14 protein-coding genes are annotated in these 16,191 nt (G+C 67.8%); all 14 read right to left on the reverse strand.

What is annotated here, in order from left to right; all coding sequences use genetic code 11:
• Window positions 1-125: 125 nt before the first annotated feature.
• Entirely contained in the window at window positions 126-1,472 is a 1,347-nt protein-coding gene (locus tag GE073_RS19715; protein ID WP_153784153.1) for a UDP-glucose dehydrogenase family protein, read from the reverse strand.
• A 33-nt stretch (window positions 1,473-1,505) separates the two neighbouring features.
• A complete protein-coding gene (locus GE073_RS19720; RefSeq protein ID WP_153784154.1) occupies window positions 1,506-2,705 on the reverse strand; it encodes a glycosyltransferase family protein in 1,200 nt (399 codons plus the stop codon).
• 61 nt (window positions 2,706-2,766) lie between these two features.
• The gene (locus GE073_RS19725) at window positions 2,767-4,143 is read right to left on the reverse strand and encodes a sugar phosphate nucleotidyltransferase (RefSeq protein WP_153784776.1); all 1,377 of its coding nucleotides are present in this window, start codon (window positions 4,141-4,143) and stop codon (window positions 2,767-2,769) included.
• Window positions 4,143-5,510 carry a glycosyltransferase family 4 protein gene (locus tag GE073_RS19730; RefSeq protein WP_101808062.1) on the reverse strand — a complete coding sequence of 456 codons (1,368 nt, stop codon included), beginning with the start codon at window positions 5,508-5,510 and terminating at the stop codon, window positions 4,143-4,145. The genes GE073_RS19725 and GE073_RS19730 overlap by 1 nt, the downstream gene beginning before the upstream one ends.
• Before the next feature lie 69 nt (window positions 5,511-5,579).
• Window positions 5,580-6,239, reverse strand: a complete 660-nt coding sequence (locus GE073_RS19735; protein ID WP_084137574.1) for a WcaF family extracellular polysaccharide biosynthesis acetyltransferase — start codon at window positions 6,237-6,239, stop codon at window positions 5,580-5,582.
• Window positions 6,236-7,456, reverse strand: coding sequence for a glycosyltransferase (locus GE073_RS19740; RefSeq protein WP_052333605.1), 1,221 nt, complete (start codon window positions 7,454-7,456; stop codon window positions 6,236-6,238). Before GE073_RS19740 ends, GE073_RS19735 begins: the two co-directional genes overlap by 4 nt.
• A 27-nt stretch (window positions 7,457-7,483) precedes the next feature.
• Window positions 7,484-8,632, reverse strand: a complete 1,149-nt coding sequence (locus GE073_RS19745; RefSeq protein ID WP_052333604.1) for a glycosyltransferase — start codon at window positions 8,630-8,632, stop codon at window positions 7,484-7,486.
• A gap of 16 nt (window positions 8,633-8,648) precedes the next feature.
• Window positions 8,649-10,022: a hypothetical protein gene (locus tag GE073_RS19750; RefSeq protein WP_028600485.1), complete on the reverse strand. Its 1,374-nt coding sequence runs from the start codon at window positions 10,020-10,022 to the stop codon at window positions 8,649-8,651.
• Between the two features lie 4 nt (window positions 10,023-10,026).
• Window positions 10,027-11,022, reverse strand: a complete 996-nt coding sequence (gene gmd / locus GE073_RS19755; protein WP_028600484.1) for a GDP-mannose 4,6-dehydratase — start codon at window positions 11,020-11,022, stop codon at window positions 10,027-10,029.
• 43 nt (window positions 11,023-11,065) lie between these two features.
• The gene (locus tag GE073_RS19760) at window positions 11,066-11,998 is read right to left on the reverse strand and encodes a GDP-L-fucose synthase family protein (protein WP_028600483.1); all 933 of its coding nucleotides are present in this window, start codon (window positions 11,996-11,998) and stop codon (window positions 11,066-11,068) included.
• A 28-nt stretch (window positions 11,999-12,026) separates the two neighbouring features.
• Window positions 12,027-12,674, reverse strand: a complete 648-nt coding sequence (locus tag GE073_RS19765; protein ID WP_052333616.1) for a sugar transferase — start codon at window positions 12,672-12,674, stop codon at window positions 12,027-12,029.
• A 104-nt stretch (window positions 12,675-12,778) separates the two neighbouring features.
• Complete coding sequence (locus GE073_RS19770) at window positions 12,779-13,768, reverse strand: polysaccharide pyruvyl transferase family protein (protein ID WP_052333603.1); 990 nt, start codon at window positions 13,766-13,768, stop codon at window positions 12,779-12,781.
• A gap of 5 nt (window positions 13,769-13,773) precedes the next feature.
• A complete protein-coding gene (locus GE073_RS19775) occupies window positions 13,774-15,198 on the reverse strand; it encodes a lipopolysaccharide biosynthesis protein (RefSeq protein ID WP_084137572.1) in 1,425 nt (474 codons plus the stop codon).
• Window positions 15,199-15,290: 92 nt separating this feature from the next.
• Entirely contained in the window at window positions 15,291-16,190 is a 900-nt protein-coding gene (locus GE073_RS19780; RefSeq protein ID WP_028600480.1) for a glycosyltransferase, read from the reverse strand.
• Window position 16,191: the final 1 nt, after the last annotated feature.

A 16,191-nucleotide genomic window follows, 5' to 3' on the forward strand; every position in this document is an offset into this window, starting at 1 on the left:
AGTGCGCTGCCCGGCGCGCTGCCCGAGCGCACGGCCCGGCGTGCAGCTTGACGCTCTGCCTGCCGCTCGGCCCGGCGCTCGGCTTGACGCGCAAAGCCGCCGCCGAAGCGGCGTGCGGCTTGGTTCTAGTAGCTCAGCTCCGGCACGGGAGCCTTGACGCCGCGGGCGAGGCTCGGCCTGCCGACGGAATAATAGATGAAGTCGGTTCCCTGGAGCGCGGCCTCGTCGAACGCGTTGCGCCCGTCGATCAGCACCGGCTCGCGGACGACGGCGCGCAGCCGCTGCAGGTCCGTCTCGCCGAACTCGCTCCACTCGGTGAGCAGGCAGACCGCGTCGGAGCCCGCCGCCGCCTCCAGCGCGCTGCCGCACCAGACGACGGAGCCGTCTCCGCTGCCGAACTGGCTGCGGAAGTTGTCCATCGCGATCGGATCGTACGCCCGCACCTCGACGCCGCGCGCCAGCAGCTCGCCGATGATCTCCTGGGCGGGCGCCTCGCGCACGTCGTCGGTGTCCGGCTTGAACGCGAGGCCCCAGACGGCGACCGTGCGGCCGGACAGCTCGCCGCCGAAAATCGTCTCGAGCTTGCGGATGACGTTGAACCGCTGGTCCTGGTTCACCTCGACGACCGAGCGCAGCAGCTTGAACTCGTAGTCGACGTGGCCGGCGATCTGGATGAGCGCCTGCGTGTCCTTCGGGAAGCAGGAGCCGCCGTAGCCGATGCCCGCCTTGAGGAACGAGGCGCCGATCCGCTTGTCGCGGCCCATGCCCTCGGCGACGCGGGTGACGTCGGCCCCGACCTTCTCGCAGATGTTGGCGATCTCGTTGATGAACGAGATCTTCGTCGCGAGGAAGGCGTTGGAGGCGTACTTGATCATCTCGGCGCTGCGGATGTCGGTGACGACGAAGGCGCAGCCGAGGCCGGCGTGCAGCTCGCGCAGCAGCGCCTCGGCGCGCGGCGAGTCGGTGCCGATGACGATCCGGTCGGGATGCATCGTGTCGGAGACGGCGGACCCTTCCCGCAGGAACTCCGGCAGCGAGACGCTGTCGAACGGGCAGTCGGTCCGCTCCCGGATCAGCTCGCGCACCTTTTCGTTCGTGCCGACCGGCACCGTGCTCTTGATGGCGACGACGGGATGGCCTTCCATCGCGTCCGCGATCTCCTGCGCCGCCAGCTCGATGTACGCCAGATTCGCCTGGCCGCCCGGAAGCGGCGGCGTGCCGACGGCGATGACGATCAGATCCGCGCCCTTGACCGAATCGCCGAGGCTCGACGTGAAGCGCAGCCGCCCGAGCTCCGCGTTTCGCACGGACAGCTCCTGGAGGCCCGGCTCGTAGATCGGGATCTCCCCGTTCTGGAGCGTCGCGACCTTCAGCGGATCCTTGTCCACGCAGATGACGCTGTGCCCCAGCTCCGCGTAGCAAACGCCCGATACGAGGCCGACATATCCTGTCCCTACTACCGTAATCTTCATCGCTTCCACTCCCGATCGTTTATTGGACACTCTCTACATGCTCAGTCCGGGCGCCTGTCCGCCTGCGGCGGCCCGCTCCAGCAGCCGGGCGGCGATCCGCGCCGCTTCTCCCGGCGGCGCGAGCGGCGCCTCCTCCAGCAGGCTGCCGGCAGCCGCCGCCGAGCCGGGCCCGCCGGCAAGCAGCTTCAGCAGCCGGCAGCCGAGCTCCGGCGACGCGAGCTCCGGCTCGCCGAGCATCAGCAGCGGATGCCGGCCGCGGAGCGTCTCCGCGATGCAGCGGTCCTCGCGGAAGCCGGGCCGCTCCAGCAGCGCGAGCGGCTTGCCGAGGCAGACCGCCTCGGAGACGGTGCCCCAGCCGGGCTTCGTCAGCACCGCGTCGCAGGCTGCGACGTACAGCTGCGATTCCGTGCAGCTCTCCGGGATGCGGACCGCCTCCGCCCCGTCCGGCAGCTCCATGCCGGAGGAGACGACCGCCAGCCAGCGCGGATCGCGCAGCAGGCCGAGCCGCTCGAGCGGGCTGCCCGGTCCCGAGCCCATACCGGGAAACAGCGCGAGCAGCCGCCTCTCTCCGCTCGGATCAAGCCGGCGCCGCAGCTCGGTCGCGCGCTCCGGATCGGCAGCCCGGCAAAAATATCCGGTCCGCTCGATCGGCTCGCTCCCCCACTGCGGCTCGCTCGCTCCGGCCAACGCCACAAAGGCGTCCATGTCCAGATAAGGCCGGGCCAGCGGCGCGAGCAGCTCCTCGGGCAGCAGCTCCTGATAGGCGGTGTACCAGGTGAAGTTGGACAGGCCGACGCTGCGGATGCCCGCCCGCCGGGCCGCAGGGAACGCTTCCGCGACGATGTCCGAGACGGTCAGGCTTGCTCCGGTCGAGCCGAGCCAGGCCGCCTCCCGGCGGATGCGCAGCGGCAGCCCCTCCAGGTAGGCGAGGACCTCCGCGCGCAGCCGCGGCGGATCGGCCTGCAGGCTGCCGGGACGCAGCGCGTAGCCCGGGTCCGAGTCGATGCGCCGCGCCAGCAGCCGATGATCGAGGCCGCCGGACCGGGCCGCTGCGGCGAAGCCGCCTGCCAGCGAGCGCTCCAGCAGCGGCAGCGTGCGGCCGCTGGCCAGATGCAGCTGCAGCGGCAGCCCGGCCTCGTCCGCCTGGCGGAGCAGCTCGCGGATGACCGCGATGGAGCGCGAGGCATGGCCGTAGCCGTAGTCCGAAACGTAATAGGCGATCGATAACACCATGCCTCGCGGCCTCCTTTGCCCTAGCTGAAATCTGCGGATGACCGCGGCATCCGCGGGCGCTCTACGCCCGCAGGCAGTTCTGCTCGATCTCTTCCCAGCTGCCGTACAGCTCCATGATCGAGTTCTCGAGATGCTTCGGGCCGGTCTGCACGGAGATGAACTCCAGATCGTCCGCCGCCCGGACGCCGTGCAGCGTCTTCATCGGGATGTGGACGACGTTGCCCGCGCGGATCTTCATATAAGTGCCGTTGCAGATGAACTCGCCCGAGCCCTTCACGACCGTCCACACCTCCTCGCGGTGCTGATGCAGCCGGTAGCCGATGCTGGCGCCGCTGTCGATGCCGACGCGCTTGGTCAGCACGGCGGTGCCGTCGTCGTAGCTGCGGTCGTCGAGCACGCGCACCCAGCCCCAGCGCCGCTCCTCGTACATCGGGCGCTGGTCATGGCCGATGAATTCCTTCAGCCGCGTGCTGGCGCCTTTCTCGGCGACGAGGATGCCGTCCGGGCTGGCCGCCACGACGACGTTGGAGAGGCCGATCACCGTGACCGGGATGTCCGTCTCGTTGACGAGATGCGTGTTCGTGCAGTCGCCGCTGACGATGCCGCGCCCCATGCGCGCGTCCTTCATCTCCTCCGTGAGCGTGTTCCATGTGCCGAGGTCCTTCCAATAGCCGTCATAGGACACCGCCGCGATGCTCTGCGCCCGCTCCACGACCTCGTAGTCGAAGCTGATGCTCTCCAGGCTCTCGTACTCGGCGGCGAGCCGGTCGTAGGCGAGCGGGATGCCCTTGGCCGCCATGATGTTCAGCATGTAGTCGAGCTTGAAGGCGAACACGCCGCAGTTCCACAGCGCGCCGCTCGCGATCAGCTCCTGCGCCGCCGCCTCGGACGGCTTCTCGCGGAAGCCGCCGACGCGCAGCGTCCCGCCTGCGCCCGGAGCGTCCCCTCCCGCCTCCGGCACGATGTAGCCGTACTTTTCCGAAGGGTAGGTCGGCTTGACGCCGATCAGCGCGAGGTCGGCGCCGCTGTCCCGCAGCACGCCGTCCAGGCTCGCCACCGTCTGGAAGAAGCGGTCCTCGACGTACGGGTCGACGGGCAGCACCGCCACCGTCTCGCCGGGATCGACTTTCTCCACGGAGAACAGGTACGCCGCCGCCAGCGCGATCGCCGGGAACGTATCCCGCCGCGCGGGCTCTACGATGAGCGGCACGTCCGGGCCGAGCTGGCCGCGGATCAGCTCCGTCTGCGTGGCGCCGGTCGCGATGTAGCCGGAGCCGGCGAAGCCCGCCTCCTCGATCTGGCCCCAGACGCGCTGGACCATGGAGACGCGGGAGCCTTCGCCGTCTTCGAGCACCTTCAGGAACTGCTTCGACCTCAGGTCGTTGGAAAGCGGCCACAGCCGCTTGCCGGAGCCTCCGGACAACAGGACGAGCTTCATCATCGATCTCCGCCTTTCAGATTGGAATGGGTAAGGACGCGCGCGCCGGCTCCCGCCTCTGCTTGCGGCCGGCCGGCCGCCGCCGCGCGGCCAGCCGGAATTTTGCGGCCGCGGCCGCCGCCGGCATGCAGCGACAGCAGCAGCTCGCGGTACTTCTCGAGCGACAGGCTGCGGCGCAGATGGCGCTCCAGATAGTCGCGCCCCTGCAGCCCCCGCTCGGCGAGGCCGGCGCGGCCGAGGCTGTACAGCGCCATCAGCTGGCGCGCGGCGTCGCCGTAGCGCTGGGGCTCGGTCGACGTGCCGCAGCCGCTGTCCCGGATGAGGCGATGCGCCTCGCTGCCTTCCTCCAGCACGCCCATGACCGCCTTGCCCGCCGCCATGACGCCGTAGATCTTGCTCGGCACCGACACGCCCTTGATGCCCTTCTGGTTGACGACCAGATGCACGTCGGCCGCGCCGAGCGAGTAGCGGAGCTGGTCCTTCGGCTGGTAGGGGAGGAACAGGACGTTCGTCAGCCCCTGCTCGCGCGCGAACTGCTCCATGAGCGGCTTGACCGCGCCTTCGCCGATGAACACGAACATCAGGTCGGACAGCTCGCGGAACTGCGGCGCGATGCGGATCAGGTTCTCGAGATCGTAGTAGAGCCCGAGGTTGCCGGAGTACATGACGACGAACTTGTCCTCCAGCCCGTGCCGCTTCAGGAACGCCGCCACGCCGGGATCGTCGCGCCTCAGCGGCACGATGTCCTGCTCGTCGGTCCAGTTGTTGATGACCGAGTGCGGCGGCACGTTCTTGCCGCCGAAGCGGCGGACGAGCGTCTCCTTCATATCCTGGCCGACGAGGATGACGTGGTCCGCCAGGCGGCAGTTCAGCTTGTCGAGCAGGAGCGCCGTCCGCTGCAGGAGCGGATGGTTCATGAATCCGACCGCCTGCGCCTGCTCGGGGTTGAAGTCCTGGATGTTGTAGATGTGCCTGGAGCGCAGCGCCAGCTTGCCGATCGTGCCGATCAGGCCGCCGAGCACCGGCGGCTGCGAGATCGTGTAGACGAAGTCCGCCTTGCGCTGCCGCAGCAGCAGCCGCACCGCATGCAGGAAGTAGGCCGAGATGTAGCGCAGGCGGCTCGCCTTGCTGCGCTTGTCCACCTCCGGCAGGCGGATGCGCAGGATCGAGATGTTCTCCAGCCGGTCCTCGGCGTAGCGCGGCGCCTTGGCGTCCTTTTTCTCCCCGGCGTAGCCCGGCTGCTGCGCGATGACCGTAATGTCGAAGTCATGCTGCAGATGCAGGCACAGCTCGGTGAGGATCTGCCCGGTCGAGGCATAGTCGGGATAAAAATAATTGATGACGAACACGATGCGCGGCTTGCTCATCGCCCTTTGGCCTCCTTTCGTGCGGGCTCGCCGGCGCTGCGGCCGGTCTCCCTCGCTTGATGCCGCTTGTCAACCGGCGTTCCGTCCTGCGCGGCGGTCCTTCTGGAGTCCGCCGTCCGTCATGGCCTCGCCTTCCGCGACTCCCGCGCCTCCCGCGCCTTCCTCCGCGCCGTCCTTGACGATCCGGCGCTTCACGAACGCCGCCGGCGTGCCGGCATGCACCTCGCCGTCCGGCACCGGACGGGTGACCGTGCTGCGGGCGGCGACGACGCCCATGACGCCGACCGTCACGCCGGGATAGACGAACGCGTCGCTCGCGACCCAGGCGCCGTCGCGGAGGACGATCGGCCGCGTCACCAGGCCGAAGCGAGGATCCTCGATGTCATGGGAGCCGGTGCACAGATAGCTGCGCTGCGAGACGACGCAGTGGGCGCCGACCTCGATCCGGTCGAGGCTGTAGAACTCCGCTTCGTCGCCGATCCACGACCAGTCGCCGATCGACACTTTCCACGGATAGGTGAAGCGCGCCGTCGCCCGCACCTGCACGCCGCGTCCGATCCGGGCGCCGAACAGCCGCAGCAGGAAGCGCCGCCAGCCGTACATCGGATGCAGCGAGTAGCGGAACAGGCTGCCCTGCACGAGCCACCAGAGCAGCACGACCGCCCCGCTCCGTCCGCGCGAGTACCCGCTCTGGTCGTACCGGTCGAGCCGGATGCGGTTCGCGCTCATGAGCCCCAGGTCAGGCCGGCTTGGGCGCCGCGCCCGCTTCCGGCCCGGCCGGCCTCTCCGGCGAGCCTGCGATATTCCTGCTCCAGCTGCGCGGCGACCTGCGACCACTCGTAATACTGCGAGGCCATCGCGCGGCCGCGCTCGCCCATCCGCTCCCGCAGCTCAGGATCGTCCAGCAGCTGGCAGGCCGCGTCCGCGACCCGGATCGGGTCGACCGGCGTCGCCAGCCCCGCCCCTTCGGCGACGACCTCGCGCCAGATGTTGACCTTGTCGGAGATGACGACCGGCACGCCGCAGGCCATCGCCTCGACGACGGCGATGCCGAAGTTCTCCGAGTACGAAGGCAGCAGGAACAGGTCGGCGTCGCGCAGCACGGCGAGCTTGTCCGTCCCGGTCAGCATGCCGGTGAAGATCGCGAACTCGCTCAAGGACGCCGCCTTCAGCCAGTCGCGCACCCTCTGGCCGTAATTCTCGTCATCCGGTCCGGTCAGCACGAGCACCGTATCGGGATGGCGCCGATGGATGTCGCGGAACGCCTCGACCAGCACGTCGAGCCCCTTCTTGAAGTTGATGCGGCTGAAAAACAGCAGCATCCTCTTGCCTTCCAGCAGCTTGTAGCGGGAGCGGAACGTTCCTTTGGGCGGCAGCTCCCGGTAGTCGGAGGAGTTGATGCCGTTCGGGACGACGAAGCCGGAGCTTCCGTGCACGTACGGCTCGGCGAGCAGCAGCTCTTCCTCGGTCGTGTAGTGCAGCGCGTCGGCGCGGCGGATGTTGCGGTCCTCGAACAGCGTCTCCATGATTTTCTTGCGATAGCGATGGCGGGCATGCATGACCGGATCGAGCGTCCCGTGCGGACGGACGATGTACGGCACCCCGTGCTTGCGGGCGTAATGGCCGGCAGCCATCCCGTGGAACAGATAGAGCGAGTGGATATGCACGATGTCGAAGCGCGGCATCTCCTTTTTCAGCGCGGCCGCCATCGCCGGCGAGGTGCGCCAGAACTTCGGCTGGATGACCGGGAAGTACCGGATGTCCACGCCGTTCTTGCGGATCGTCCGGTCGGTCGGCACCTCCAGCACGCCGCTTCCGTCCTGGTTGGTCGTGAAGATCGTCACGTCGTGGCCGCGCGCCGCGAGGGCCGCCGCCATCTCCATTCCCGCCTTTGCCGGGCCGCCGTAGCGGGGCGCCAGATTGGCGATCACATGCAGGATGTTCATGCCTTCACTTCCCTGTTCTCAAAATGGTCAGCCGGACAGCTTGCCCGTGCTGCGCAAGGAGCCCCCTGCGGGAACGGCCGCATCGCCGCCGATCCGCTGCAGGATGTCATGCAGTCTTGCCGTATAGTTCGCGTAGCTGAAATGGCCGAGTCCTTCGGGCACTTCCCCGCGCGGCTTGGACAGCAGGCGCAGGATGCCCCCCTGCACCTGCTCCGGATCGGCCGGATCGATCAGCTCGCCGAGCTTGCCGTGCATCAGCGCCTCGCTGCTGCCGTCCTTGCTCGAGGCCAGCGCCGGCACGCCGCAGGCCATCGCCTCCAGCAGCACGATGCCGAAGCCTTCGCCGTGGCTCGGCATCGCGAAGCCGTCGGCAAGCCGGTAGTGGTCGGCTTTTTCCTCCTCTGCGATCAAGCCCGTGAACACGACGGCATCGTCCACGCCGAGGGCGGCGGCCTTCGCCTCCAGCCGCGCGCGGTCGCTGCCGTCGCCCACGATCAGATAGCGCAGGCGAGGCACCTGCCGCCTCAGCGTCGGCAGCGCCTCGAGCACCTCGTCGAAGCCCTTGCGCCGATCCTGGCCCGCGAGCCGTCCCAGCGTCATGACGATCCGGTCCTGCGGCTGCAGCCCGTAGCGCTCCATGAGATAAGCCGGCCGCGGACCCGGCGTGAACTGTCCCGGCTCGAACGAGTTCGGCAGCACGTAGGACGGAATGCCGGCCAGGCCCGTCCAGCCGCAGAAGCGGTCCAGCGTCAGCCGGCTGACCGAGATGACGGCGTCCAGCTGGCTCAGCGCCCAGCCGGTGCCGCCGCGCGTCACCGGGTCCCAGGCGTCGATGCCGTGGATGATGAGCGCCAGCTTGGCGCCGGTCATTTTTTTGGCGAGCGCCGCGAACGGCAGCAGATTGATATGCCCGCAGAGGATGACGTCGCTGCCTCTCGCCCGTCCCAGCAGCGAGCCGAGCACCGTTTTCAGATAGCGGGGCTTGCTGTTCAGGCCGGCCGTCACGTAGTCGAGCTTCGGCGGGAGCTCTCCCGGCGGATAAGGCATGATGCGGGGGATCGCCGTCGCCCGCTCGACCTGCGGACTGGAGCAGACGGCGCCGAGCAGGTCGCGGTTGAACTTGGCGATGCCGCCGTGTCCGCCATAGGCGTCGGTGAGCAGTACAAGCGGCTTCATGGCGTCATTTCTCCCTTCAGGTTGGCATCGGAGCGGCTGTCCGGCCGAGCGCTCCGGTGGCGGAGCGGCTCGGCTCGCCGTCCGTCAGCACGGCCCAGCAGGCCGCCAGCAGGAACAGATAGACGAACTGCTCCAGGATGTTCGTCGAGATGCAGAGGACGAAGTTGACGACGACGAACACGTACAGCTGCAGGCTGCGGCTCCGCAGCTTGCGCAGCAGTCCAGGCGCGGCCGCGATCGCCGCCGCCAGCAGCAGCGACAGCGACAGCAGGCCGTACTGGGTCAGGATCGAGTTGAACGTGCCGTCCATGATCTGGTGATCGAGCTCGACCTCGAGCTGCTTGTTCAGGTTGACGCCGGCATTCGTGCCGTAGCCGATGCCGTCGCCGAACAGCACGACGCTCAGCGGATTCGAAGTGAAGAAGCCGGTCAGCATGTCGATCCGTCCGCCCTCCACCTGCGCCTCGACAATGCTGCCGCGGTCGGCCATCAGCGTCGCCGCCTGCACGCCGCCCGTGAGGGCGAGCAGCGAGAAGCAGATGATCGCCGGCGTCAAGTACGCCGATCCGGGGCGCTTCCTTCCGAGAAGCACCTTTTCGACGAGCAGGAAAAACACGATCAGGAAGCAGCCGATGATCGCCGAGCGCGTGCCGGACATGCCGGCGACGCCGAGCGCGAGCAGCTGCAGAAGCGGCCCCAGCCTGCGCTGGACCCGGCCGAGCCGCGGCCGGGCGGCGTACAGGATCATCGCGCTGCCGAGCGCCAGGTAGCCGGCGATCGAGATGCCGCCGAACGTGCCGATCAGCCGCAGCGAGAACGGATTCACGACACCGAACCGGCTGGTGAACAGCGCGTACTGGATCGCCAGCACGATGAACTCGACCAGCAGCAGCCAGCCGATGCAGCGGGCGAGCGCGCGGATGAACTCCGGTCGGCCGCGCATCAGCCCGATCGCTTTGACGCAGAACAGGATCAGCAGCAGCGAGCGGCCCCCGGCCGCGACCTGATAGAGGTTGACCGTCGACTCCCGATAGGCGAGCACGGCGGTGCCATACAGGAGGAGCAGGATCACAGGCAGGTAGTGCGCGGCCAGCCGGTAGCGCTCTTGCCTGCGCATGTCGATCCAGAAGAACAGCCCGAGCAGCGCGACCATCAGGATGTCCTTGACGTACCGGAGGCTCGGTCCGAACAGCGGCTCGCCGATCGCGAACTTGGCGTAGGAGACGCGCATGCTCGCGATATCGTTGAGCGCCTCCGGCAAATAGGCCATCGAGGCGAAGATGAAGTAGGCGATCAGCCCCCGGCGCGCCCAGTCCTCCAGCGACGCCCCTCCCAAGCGGCCGCTCCGGCGGAAAGCGGGCTGCAGCGGCTGCGAGCTTGCCATGGCCATGGCGCTAGGCGTTCACGCTCATCGCGTGCAGGTAGGACGCCTCGTGCTGGACGCGCTTCAGGTCCTCGTCGACCATCATCTTGACGAGCTGCTCGAAGCCGACCTCGAGCGTCCAGCCGAGCTTCTCCTTCGCCTTGGCGCAGTCTCCGAGCAGCAGGTCGACCTCCGCCGGCCGCTGGAACTCGGGATCGATGACGACGTAGTCGCGGTAGTCGAGGCCGACATGGGAGAATGCGACGTCCAGCAGCTCGCGCACCGTGTGCATCTCGCCGGTCGAGATGACGAAGTCGTCCGGCTCGTCCTGCTGCAGCATGAGCCACATCGCCTTGATGTAGTCGCCGGCGAAGCCCCAGTCGCGCAGCGCGTCGAGGTTGCCCATGCGCAGCTCCTTCTGCAGGCCGAGCTTGATGCGGGCGACGCCGTCGCTCACCTTGCGCGTCACGAACTCGATGCCGCGGCGCGGCGATTCGTGGTTGAACAGGATGCCGGAGCAGGCGAACATGCCGAAGCTCTCGCGGTAGTTGACCGTGATCCAGTGGCCGTACACCTTGGCTACGCCGTACGGGCTGCGCGGATAAAACGGCGTCGTCTCCTTCTGCGGCGTCTCGACGACCTTGCCGAACATCTCGCTGCTCGACGCCTGGTAGAAGCGCGCGCTCGGCTTGACGATGCGCACCGCCTCGAGCATGTTCGTCACGCTGATCGCCGTCAGATGGCCGGTCGCCAGCGGCTGCGGCCAGGATGCGGCTACGAACGATTGCGCGGCCAGGTTGTACACCTCGTCCGGATCGGAGACGCGCACCGCCTCGATCAGCGAGGCGAGGTCGGTCAGGTCGCCGGACACCCAGTTGATGCGGTTCTTGATGTGCTCGACGTTCTCGTAGTTCGGCGTGCTCGTGCGCCGGCGCATGCCGTACACCTGATACCCTTGGCCGAGCAGGAACTCCGCCAGATACGATCCGTCTTGACCGGTTACCCCTGTGATGAGCGCTTTTTTCATATGCCGCATCCCCCTATTGGATGATAGATTTTTGGTTGAAAAGCTAAGCCAGCGCCGCTTGCCGATAGCCGGAGTACACCTGGCGGATGCCGTCCGCAAGCGGGGTGGAGGCGCGCCAGCCGAGGCCGTTGATGCGGCTCGTATCGACGAGCTTGCGCGGCGTGCCGTCGGGGCGGGAGGCGTCGAACGCCAGCCGGCCCTCGTAGCCGACGACGCCGGCGATCAGCTCGGCCAGCTCGCGGATCGCGATGTCCTCGCCGACGCCGATGTTGACGATGTCGCTGCCGTCATAATGCTCCATCAGATGCAGGCAGGCGTCCGCCAGATCGTCCGCGTGCAGGAACTCGCGGCGCGGCGTGCCGGTGCCCCAGATCTGCACCTCCGGCGCTCCGGATTCCTTCGCCTCGTGGATCTTGCGCAGCAGCGCCGGCAGCACATGGCTCGTCTCCAGGTCGAAGTTGTCGTTCGGACCGTATAGATTCGTCGGCATCGCCGAGATGAACGTCGTGCCGTACTGGCGGTTGTACGCCTGGCACATCTTGATGCCGGCGATCTTGGCGATCGCGTACGCCTCGTTCGTCGGCTCGAGGTCGCCGCGCAGCAGGCTGTCCTCCTGCAGCGGCTGCGGCGCCAGCTTCGGATAGATGCAGGTCGAGCCGAGGAACAGCAGCTTCTTCACGCCATGCCGACGCGCCGCGTCGATGACGTTCGTCTGGATGAGCAGGTTGTCGCGGATGAAATCGCCGCAGTAGTCGTTGTTGGCGACGATGCCGCCGACCTTGGCGGCGGCGAGGAAGACGTACTCGATTCCCGCCGAGGCGAAAAACGCCTCGACCGCCCCCGCGTCGCGCAGGTCGAGCTCGCGGCTCGTGCGGCCGATCCGGTTGGCGAAGCCTCTGGACTCGAGCGCCCGCCAGATGGCCGAGCCCGCCAGTCCGCGATGGCCGGCGACGTAGATGGCCGATTGCTTGTCCATGTCCTTCCGCTCCTTTTTGCTGATGGGATTAAAACGCGTCCTTGCTGCCGAGCAGCACCCGCACGGTCCGCAGCAGGATGCGCGCGTCCATGCCGAGCGAGCGCTCGCGCACGTACTGCAGGTCGAGCTCGACCATCTGCTCGAACGTCAGGCTGCTGCGTCCGCTCACCTGCCACAGCCCGGTGCAGCCGGGCGTGACGTCGAGCCGCTGGCGGTCGTAAGGCGTATACTCCGCGACCTCGCGCGGCAGCGGCGGCCGCGGGCCGACGAGCGACATGCTGCCCTGCAGCACGTTGACCAGCTGCGGCAGCTCGTCGATGCTCGTCTTGCGGATGAAGCGGCCGACCCGCGTGATGCGGGGATCGTTCTTCATCTTGAACATCGCGCCCTGGACCTCGTTCTGCGCAAGCAGCTCCTTCAGCCGCTCCTCCGCGTTCGAGACCATCGAGCGGAACTTGAACATGCGGAACGGCTTGCCGTCCTTGCCGACGCGCGTCTGGTAGAAAAAGACGCTTCCCTTCGGATCCTCGAGCTTGATCAGCAAGCCGATCAGCACGAACACCGGACTGAGCAGCACGAGGCCGATCAGCGAGCAGCCGACGTCGACCGCCCGCTTCATGCCTTCGTACAAAGCGATCTGCCGCGCCTGGGCCGGACATCCGCCTCCCGCCGCCATCATTTCCTCGCTTCGGTCTGGATATGCCAAGTGAACCGCTCCCCTTTCCTTGGATTCGTTCGACCGGCGGCCGCCCGCCGGTCCGTTCGCCCGTCGTTCCCCGATCAGTTCGCCTGCTCGGCCGTCGACAGCTCCGCTCCCGGCACATCCCTCGTCCAAGCCTGGTAATAGCTCATGTTCTTGCCGTAGGAGTTGTCGAGGACGACATGGGGCAAATCCATCAGGCTGGCGAGGATGTGGCCGTGCAGCCGGGAGGTGACGATCATGCGGTAGGAGCCGAACTGCCTGACCGCCTTGTCCACCAGATGCTGCGAGTAGCGGTACCAGACGCGCTGCAGCAGCCCCCGGGCTGCCGTGAAGCGGTACAGCTTCATGATCAGCACGATGCCTTTCCGCTCCGCAGGATGGTAGAGATGCTGCCAGTCCTTGCTCTCCGAGCCGCCGGCCTTCCGCTCCAGCTTCTCCTGCTCGGGCGTCTTCTCGACGTCCGTCCGCAGGAAGAACAGCGTGTCCTTCGTCGGATGCTCCGGCGCGGCGATCGGATACAGCTGATGGGCCATGTCGGGCGACAGGTAGACCTGCACGTTTTTGAACTTCTTGCTCGCCATCTCGTACGAGAGCGAGTCCCGGACGTACAGATGCAGGTCGGGATGGCGGTTCAGGATGCTGGCCGTGCGGCCGAAGTTCAGCTCGCTCTTGTAAAAGATCGTCTGCGGCAGCACGACGATCCGGTTGCCCGGATAGCGCTCCACGACGCTCTCGCGCAGCAGCTGATGCTTGGCGTACAGGTCGCCGAAGTTGCCGCCGCCCTGCAGCACGAGGATGACGCCGGGCGGCACGCGCAGCTCGTCCGGGAAGTCGGCGACGCTGTAGCGGGCCTTCACGCGGATGCCATGCGCCTGAAAGAAGGCCTCGGTCCCTTTCATGATGAGGATGTCGCCGATGTTGCTGTAGACCGGGTAGTCGATGTAGATGATTTCCGAGCCCTTCGGGATGCTCTTCGTAATGAGCGACAGCCTCTCCTTGAGCTGCTCCATCGGATGCAGGCCCAGGCGGCCCGCCGCGAGCGGCGATTCGATCTCGGTCTTGCCCATGCGTCTCATGCTCCCCCTTCGGCGGCGGATGCCGCCTTTTTTCTTGCTTGGATTCGAGCCTTCAGAAACTTCAGGTCCTCGCTGCCGGACAGGATGCGGCGGATCGGGACGCCGAACAGCAGCTTCATCGAGGCGATCGAGAACGCCATCCGGATGAACGCGCCGCCGAGCAGCGCGAGCGCCAGTCCTTCCAGTCCCCAGATCGGGACGAAGGCGAAGAACAGCCCGATCGTCGCGGCGAGCGCGACCAGCTGCCGCACGAGCACCATGCCCGGCCGTCCCATCGCGTTGAACGCCGAGGCGAGGAGCCAGGAGCCGCCGCCGACGATGCACTCGATCGACAGCAGGTAGAACGCGGCGCTCGAGCCGGCGAAGTCCGGGCCGAACACGAGGCCGATCAGGCGGCCGCCGATCCACATCGCCGGCACGACCGCGAGCGTCATGAGCGCCATCGACAGCCGGAACGCCCGGCTGACCGAGGCGATGACGACCTCCTTGCTCTCGCCCGTCACCTTCGGGAATACGACGCTCGTGATCGCCGTCTGCACGACGTTGAACATGCGGGACAGCGCGTAGATGACGGAGTAGACGCCAAAGTCGCGCGGCGCCAGCAGCGCCAGGATGATCAGCTTGTCGAACTGGCCGTACAGCGTGCCGAGCAGGTCGGTGCCGTACACGCGGCTGCCGTAGCCGAGCAGCGGACCGGCGACGCGCCGGCTCCACGCTTGCCGCAGCGGCGCCCAGCCGAGCTCGTCGCGCAGCGCGTACAGCGCCGCCGCGATGACCGCGCCGGTCGTCGCCAGATAGACCGAGGCGGCGGCGGTCAGCGTCAGCGCTCCCGCCGCCCACAGCGCCGCCAGTCCGGCGAGGTTGAGCAGCGGCACGTACAGCCGGATGCCGTTGTAGACGCCGAACCTCGCGCGGCTCTGGGCGGCGGCGGCGATCAGGTTCGCCGCCAGCGCCATCGGCACGGCGAGCGCGGCGTAAAAGCGGGCCGCCGCGATCGCCTCGGCGCTGTAGCCGTCCATCCACTGCGGCAGCAGGAACCAGGCGAGCGTGCCGGTCAGCAGGCTGACCGGAAGCAGCAGCGAGAAGGCGAGCGCCGCCGCCTCCCGCAGCGCCGCGCCGCGCTTCACCTGGTAGATCAGCGACGTCGGCAGCCCGAAGCCGGTCAGCCCGGCGAGGAAGGCCGGCCAGAACAGGATCGCCGCCAGCTCGCCCTTGCCCTCCGCTCCGAGCAGGCGGGCCGTCAGGATGGAGCTCAGCGTGCCGAGCAGCAGGATGAGCAGGTTGACGCCGCTCGTGCGGGCGATCGTCGCCAGCGCGCCCTTGCCGCGGAGCGCGCCGGCCAGGCGGCCGATCCGGCCCCGCCGCCGGGATGGCGGCTGCGCCGGGAGCGCGATTTCCGGCCGGATCGGGTCCAGACTCATGAGCGATTCTCCTTTTTCACTAAAAATTATTCATTATGCGACCATAAGAGCGTCAGCTCGCCCGGCCGCGCGCCGCAGCAGCCGTCCGCTCCTTACTTGAACCAGCCGAGCCTCCCGGCAATATAGCCGTTGCTGTACTGGATGCGCCGCAGCTGCACCATCTGCTTCTGCGGATTCGGCAGCGAGAGCAGCAGCAGCAGCGCCGACGGGCCGATCTTGAGCGCCTGCTTTAGCATGTAGGCCGCTCCCCGGCCTCCGCGCGCGGCGTCGCTGATGCCTTGCCAGTACACCCGGCGCAGGAACCACTTGCGGCTGATGCGGCTGCGGTCGATTTTATGGTCGACGGCCGCATGCGGCGTGTAGTAGACGGTGCTGCTCCGGCGGATGCGGCCGATCAGCTCGCTTTCCTCGTTGGACAGCAGGCTGCTGCCGACGCGGCCGAGATCCTCGCGGAACGGCTCATGCTCCCGGAACAGCGCGGCCCGAAACGCGACGTTCGCACCGAACGGGATGCGCGGCGCCTCCATTTCGACGACGCGCGGCGCGAAGTCCAGCACCGTGTAGAGCGTCTTGAACGCCTCCGGCAGCCAGTCCGGCTCGCCGCCCTCCCACACCGGGTCGATGCGTCCGCCGACGCAGCCGATCGCCGGGTCCCGCTCGAACACGTCGACGATCGCGCCCATCCAGCCCGGCCTCGCCACCGCGTCGTCGTCGAGGAACAGGATGTACTCGCCCCTCGCCTCGCGGATCGCCCGATTGCGCGCGGCCGACAGGCCGAGCTTGTCCTCGCGGATGCAGCGCACCCGCTCCGGGCCGACGCCGGGTCGTTCCTGGATGCCGCGGATCGCATCCGCCGTGCCGTCGGTCGAGCGGTTGTCGATGACGAGCACCTCGTACTGCGACTCGTCGACCTGCTGGGCGAGCACGCTTTCCACCGCCTCTCGCGTGTCTTTTGCACGGTTGTGCGTGCAGATCGCAACAGTCACCTTCATG

The organism is Paenibacillus sp. B01, from assembly GCF_009649995.1.
Classification (GTDB): domain Bacteria; phylum Bacillota; class Bacilli; order Paenibacillales; family Paenibacillaceae; genus Paenibacillus_O; species Paenibacillus_O pasadenensis.

Excerpts from the sequence above, each read along its gene's own strand:
- GE073_RS19715 (WP_153784153.1), bottom strand. The coding sequence starts at position 1,472 with ATGAAGATTACGGTAGTAGGGACAGGATATGTCGGCCTCGTATCGGGC.
- GE073_RS19720 (WP_153784154.1), bottom strand. The coding sequence starts at position 2,705 with ATGGTGTTATCGATCGCCTATTACGTTTCGGACTACGGCTACGGCCAT.
- GE073_RS19725 (WP_153784776.1), bottom strand. The coding sequence starts at position 4,143 with ATGAAGCTCGTCCTGTTGTCCGGAGGCTCCGGCAAGCGGCTGTGGCCG.
- GE073_RS19730 (WP_101808062.1), bottom strand. The coding sequence starts at position 5,510 with ATGAGCAAGCCGCGCATCGTGTTCGTCATCAATTATTTTTATCCCGAC.
- GE073_RS19735 (WP_084137574.1), bottom strand. The coding sequence starts at position 6,239 with ATGAGCGCGAACCGCATCCGGCTCGACCGGTACGACCAGAGCGGGTAC.
- GE073_RS19740 (WP_052333605.1), bottom strand. The coding sequence starts at position 7,456 with ATGAACATCCTGCATGTGATCGCCAATCTGGCGCCCCGCTACGGCGGC.
- GE073_RS19745 (WP_052333604.1), bottom strand. The coding sequence starts at position 8,632 with ATGAAGCCGCTTGTACTGCTCACCGACGCCTATGGCGGACACGGCGGC.
- GE073_RS19750 (WP_028600485.1), bottom strand. The coding sequence starts at position 10,022 with ATGGCCATGGCAAGCTCGCAGCCGCTGCAGCCCGCTTTCCGCCGGAGC.
- gmd (WP_028600484.1), bottom strand. The coding sequence starts at position 11,022 with ATGAAAAAAGCGCTCATCACAGGGGTAACCGGTCAAGACGGATCGTAT.
- GE073_RS19760 (WP_028600483.1), bottom strand. The coding sequence starts at position 11,998 with ATGGACAAGCAATCGGCCATCTACGTCGCCGGCCATCGCGGACTGGCG.
- GE073_RS19765 (WP_052333616.1), bottom strand. The coding sequence starts at position 12,674 with ATGGCGGCGGGAGGCGGATGTCCGGCCCAGGCGCGGCAGATCGCTTTG.
- GE073_RS19770 (WP_052333603.1), bottom strand. The coding sequence starts at position 13,768 with ATGGGCAAGACCGAGATCGAATCGCCGCTCGCGGCGGGCCGCCTGGGC.
- GE073_RS19775 (WP_084137572.1), bottom strand. The coding sequence starts at position 15,198 with ATGAGTCTGGACCCGATCCGGCCGGAAATCGCGCTCCCGGCGCAGCCG.
- GE073_RS19780 (WP_028600480.1), bottom strand. The coding sequence starts at position 16,190 with ATGAAGGTGACTGTTGCGATCTGCACGCACAACCGTGCAAAAGACACG.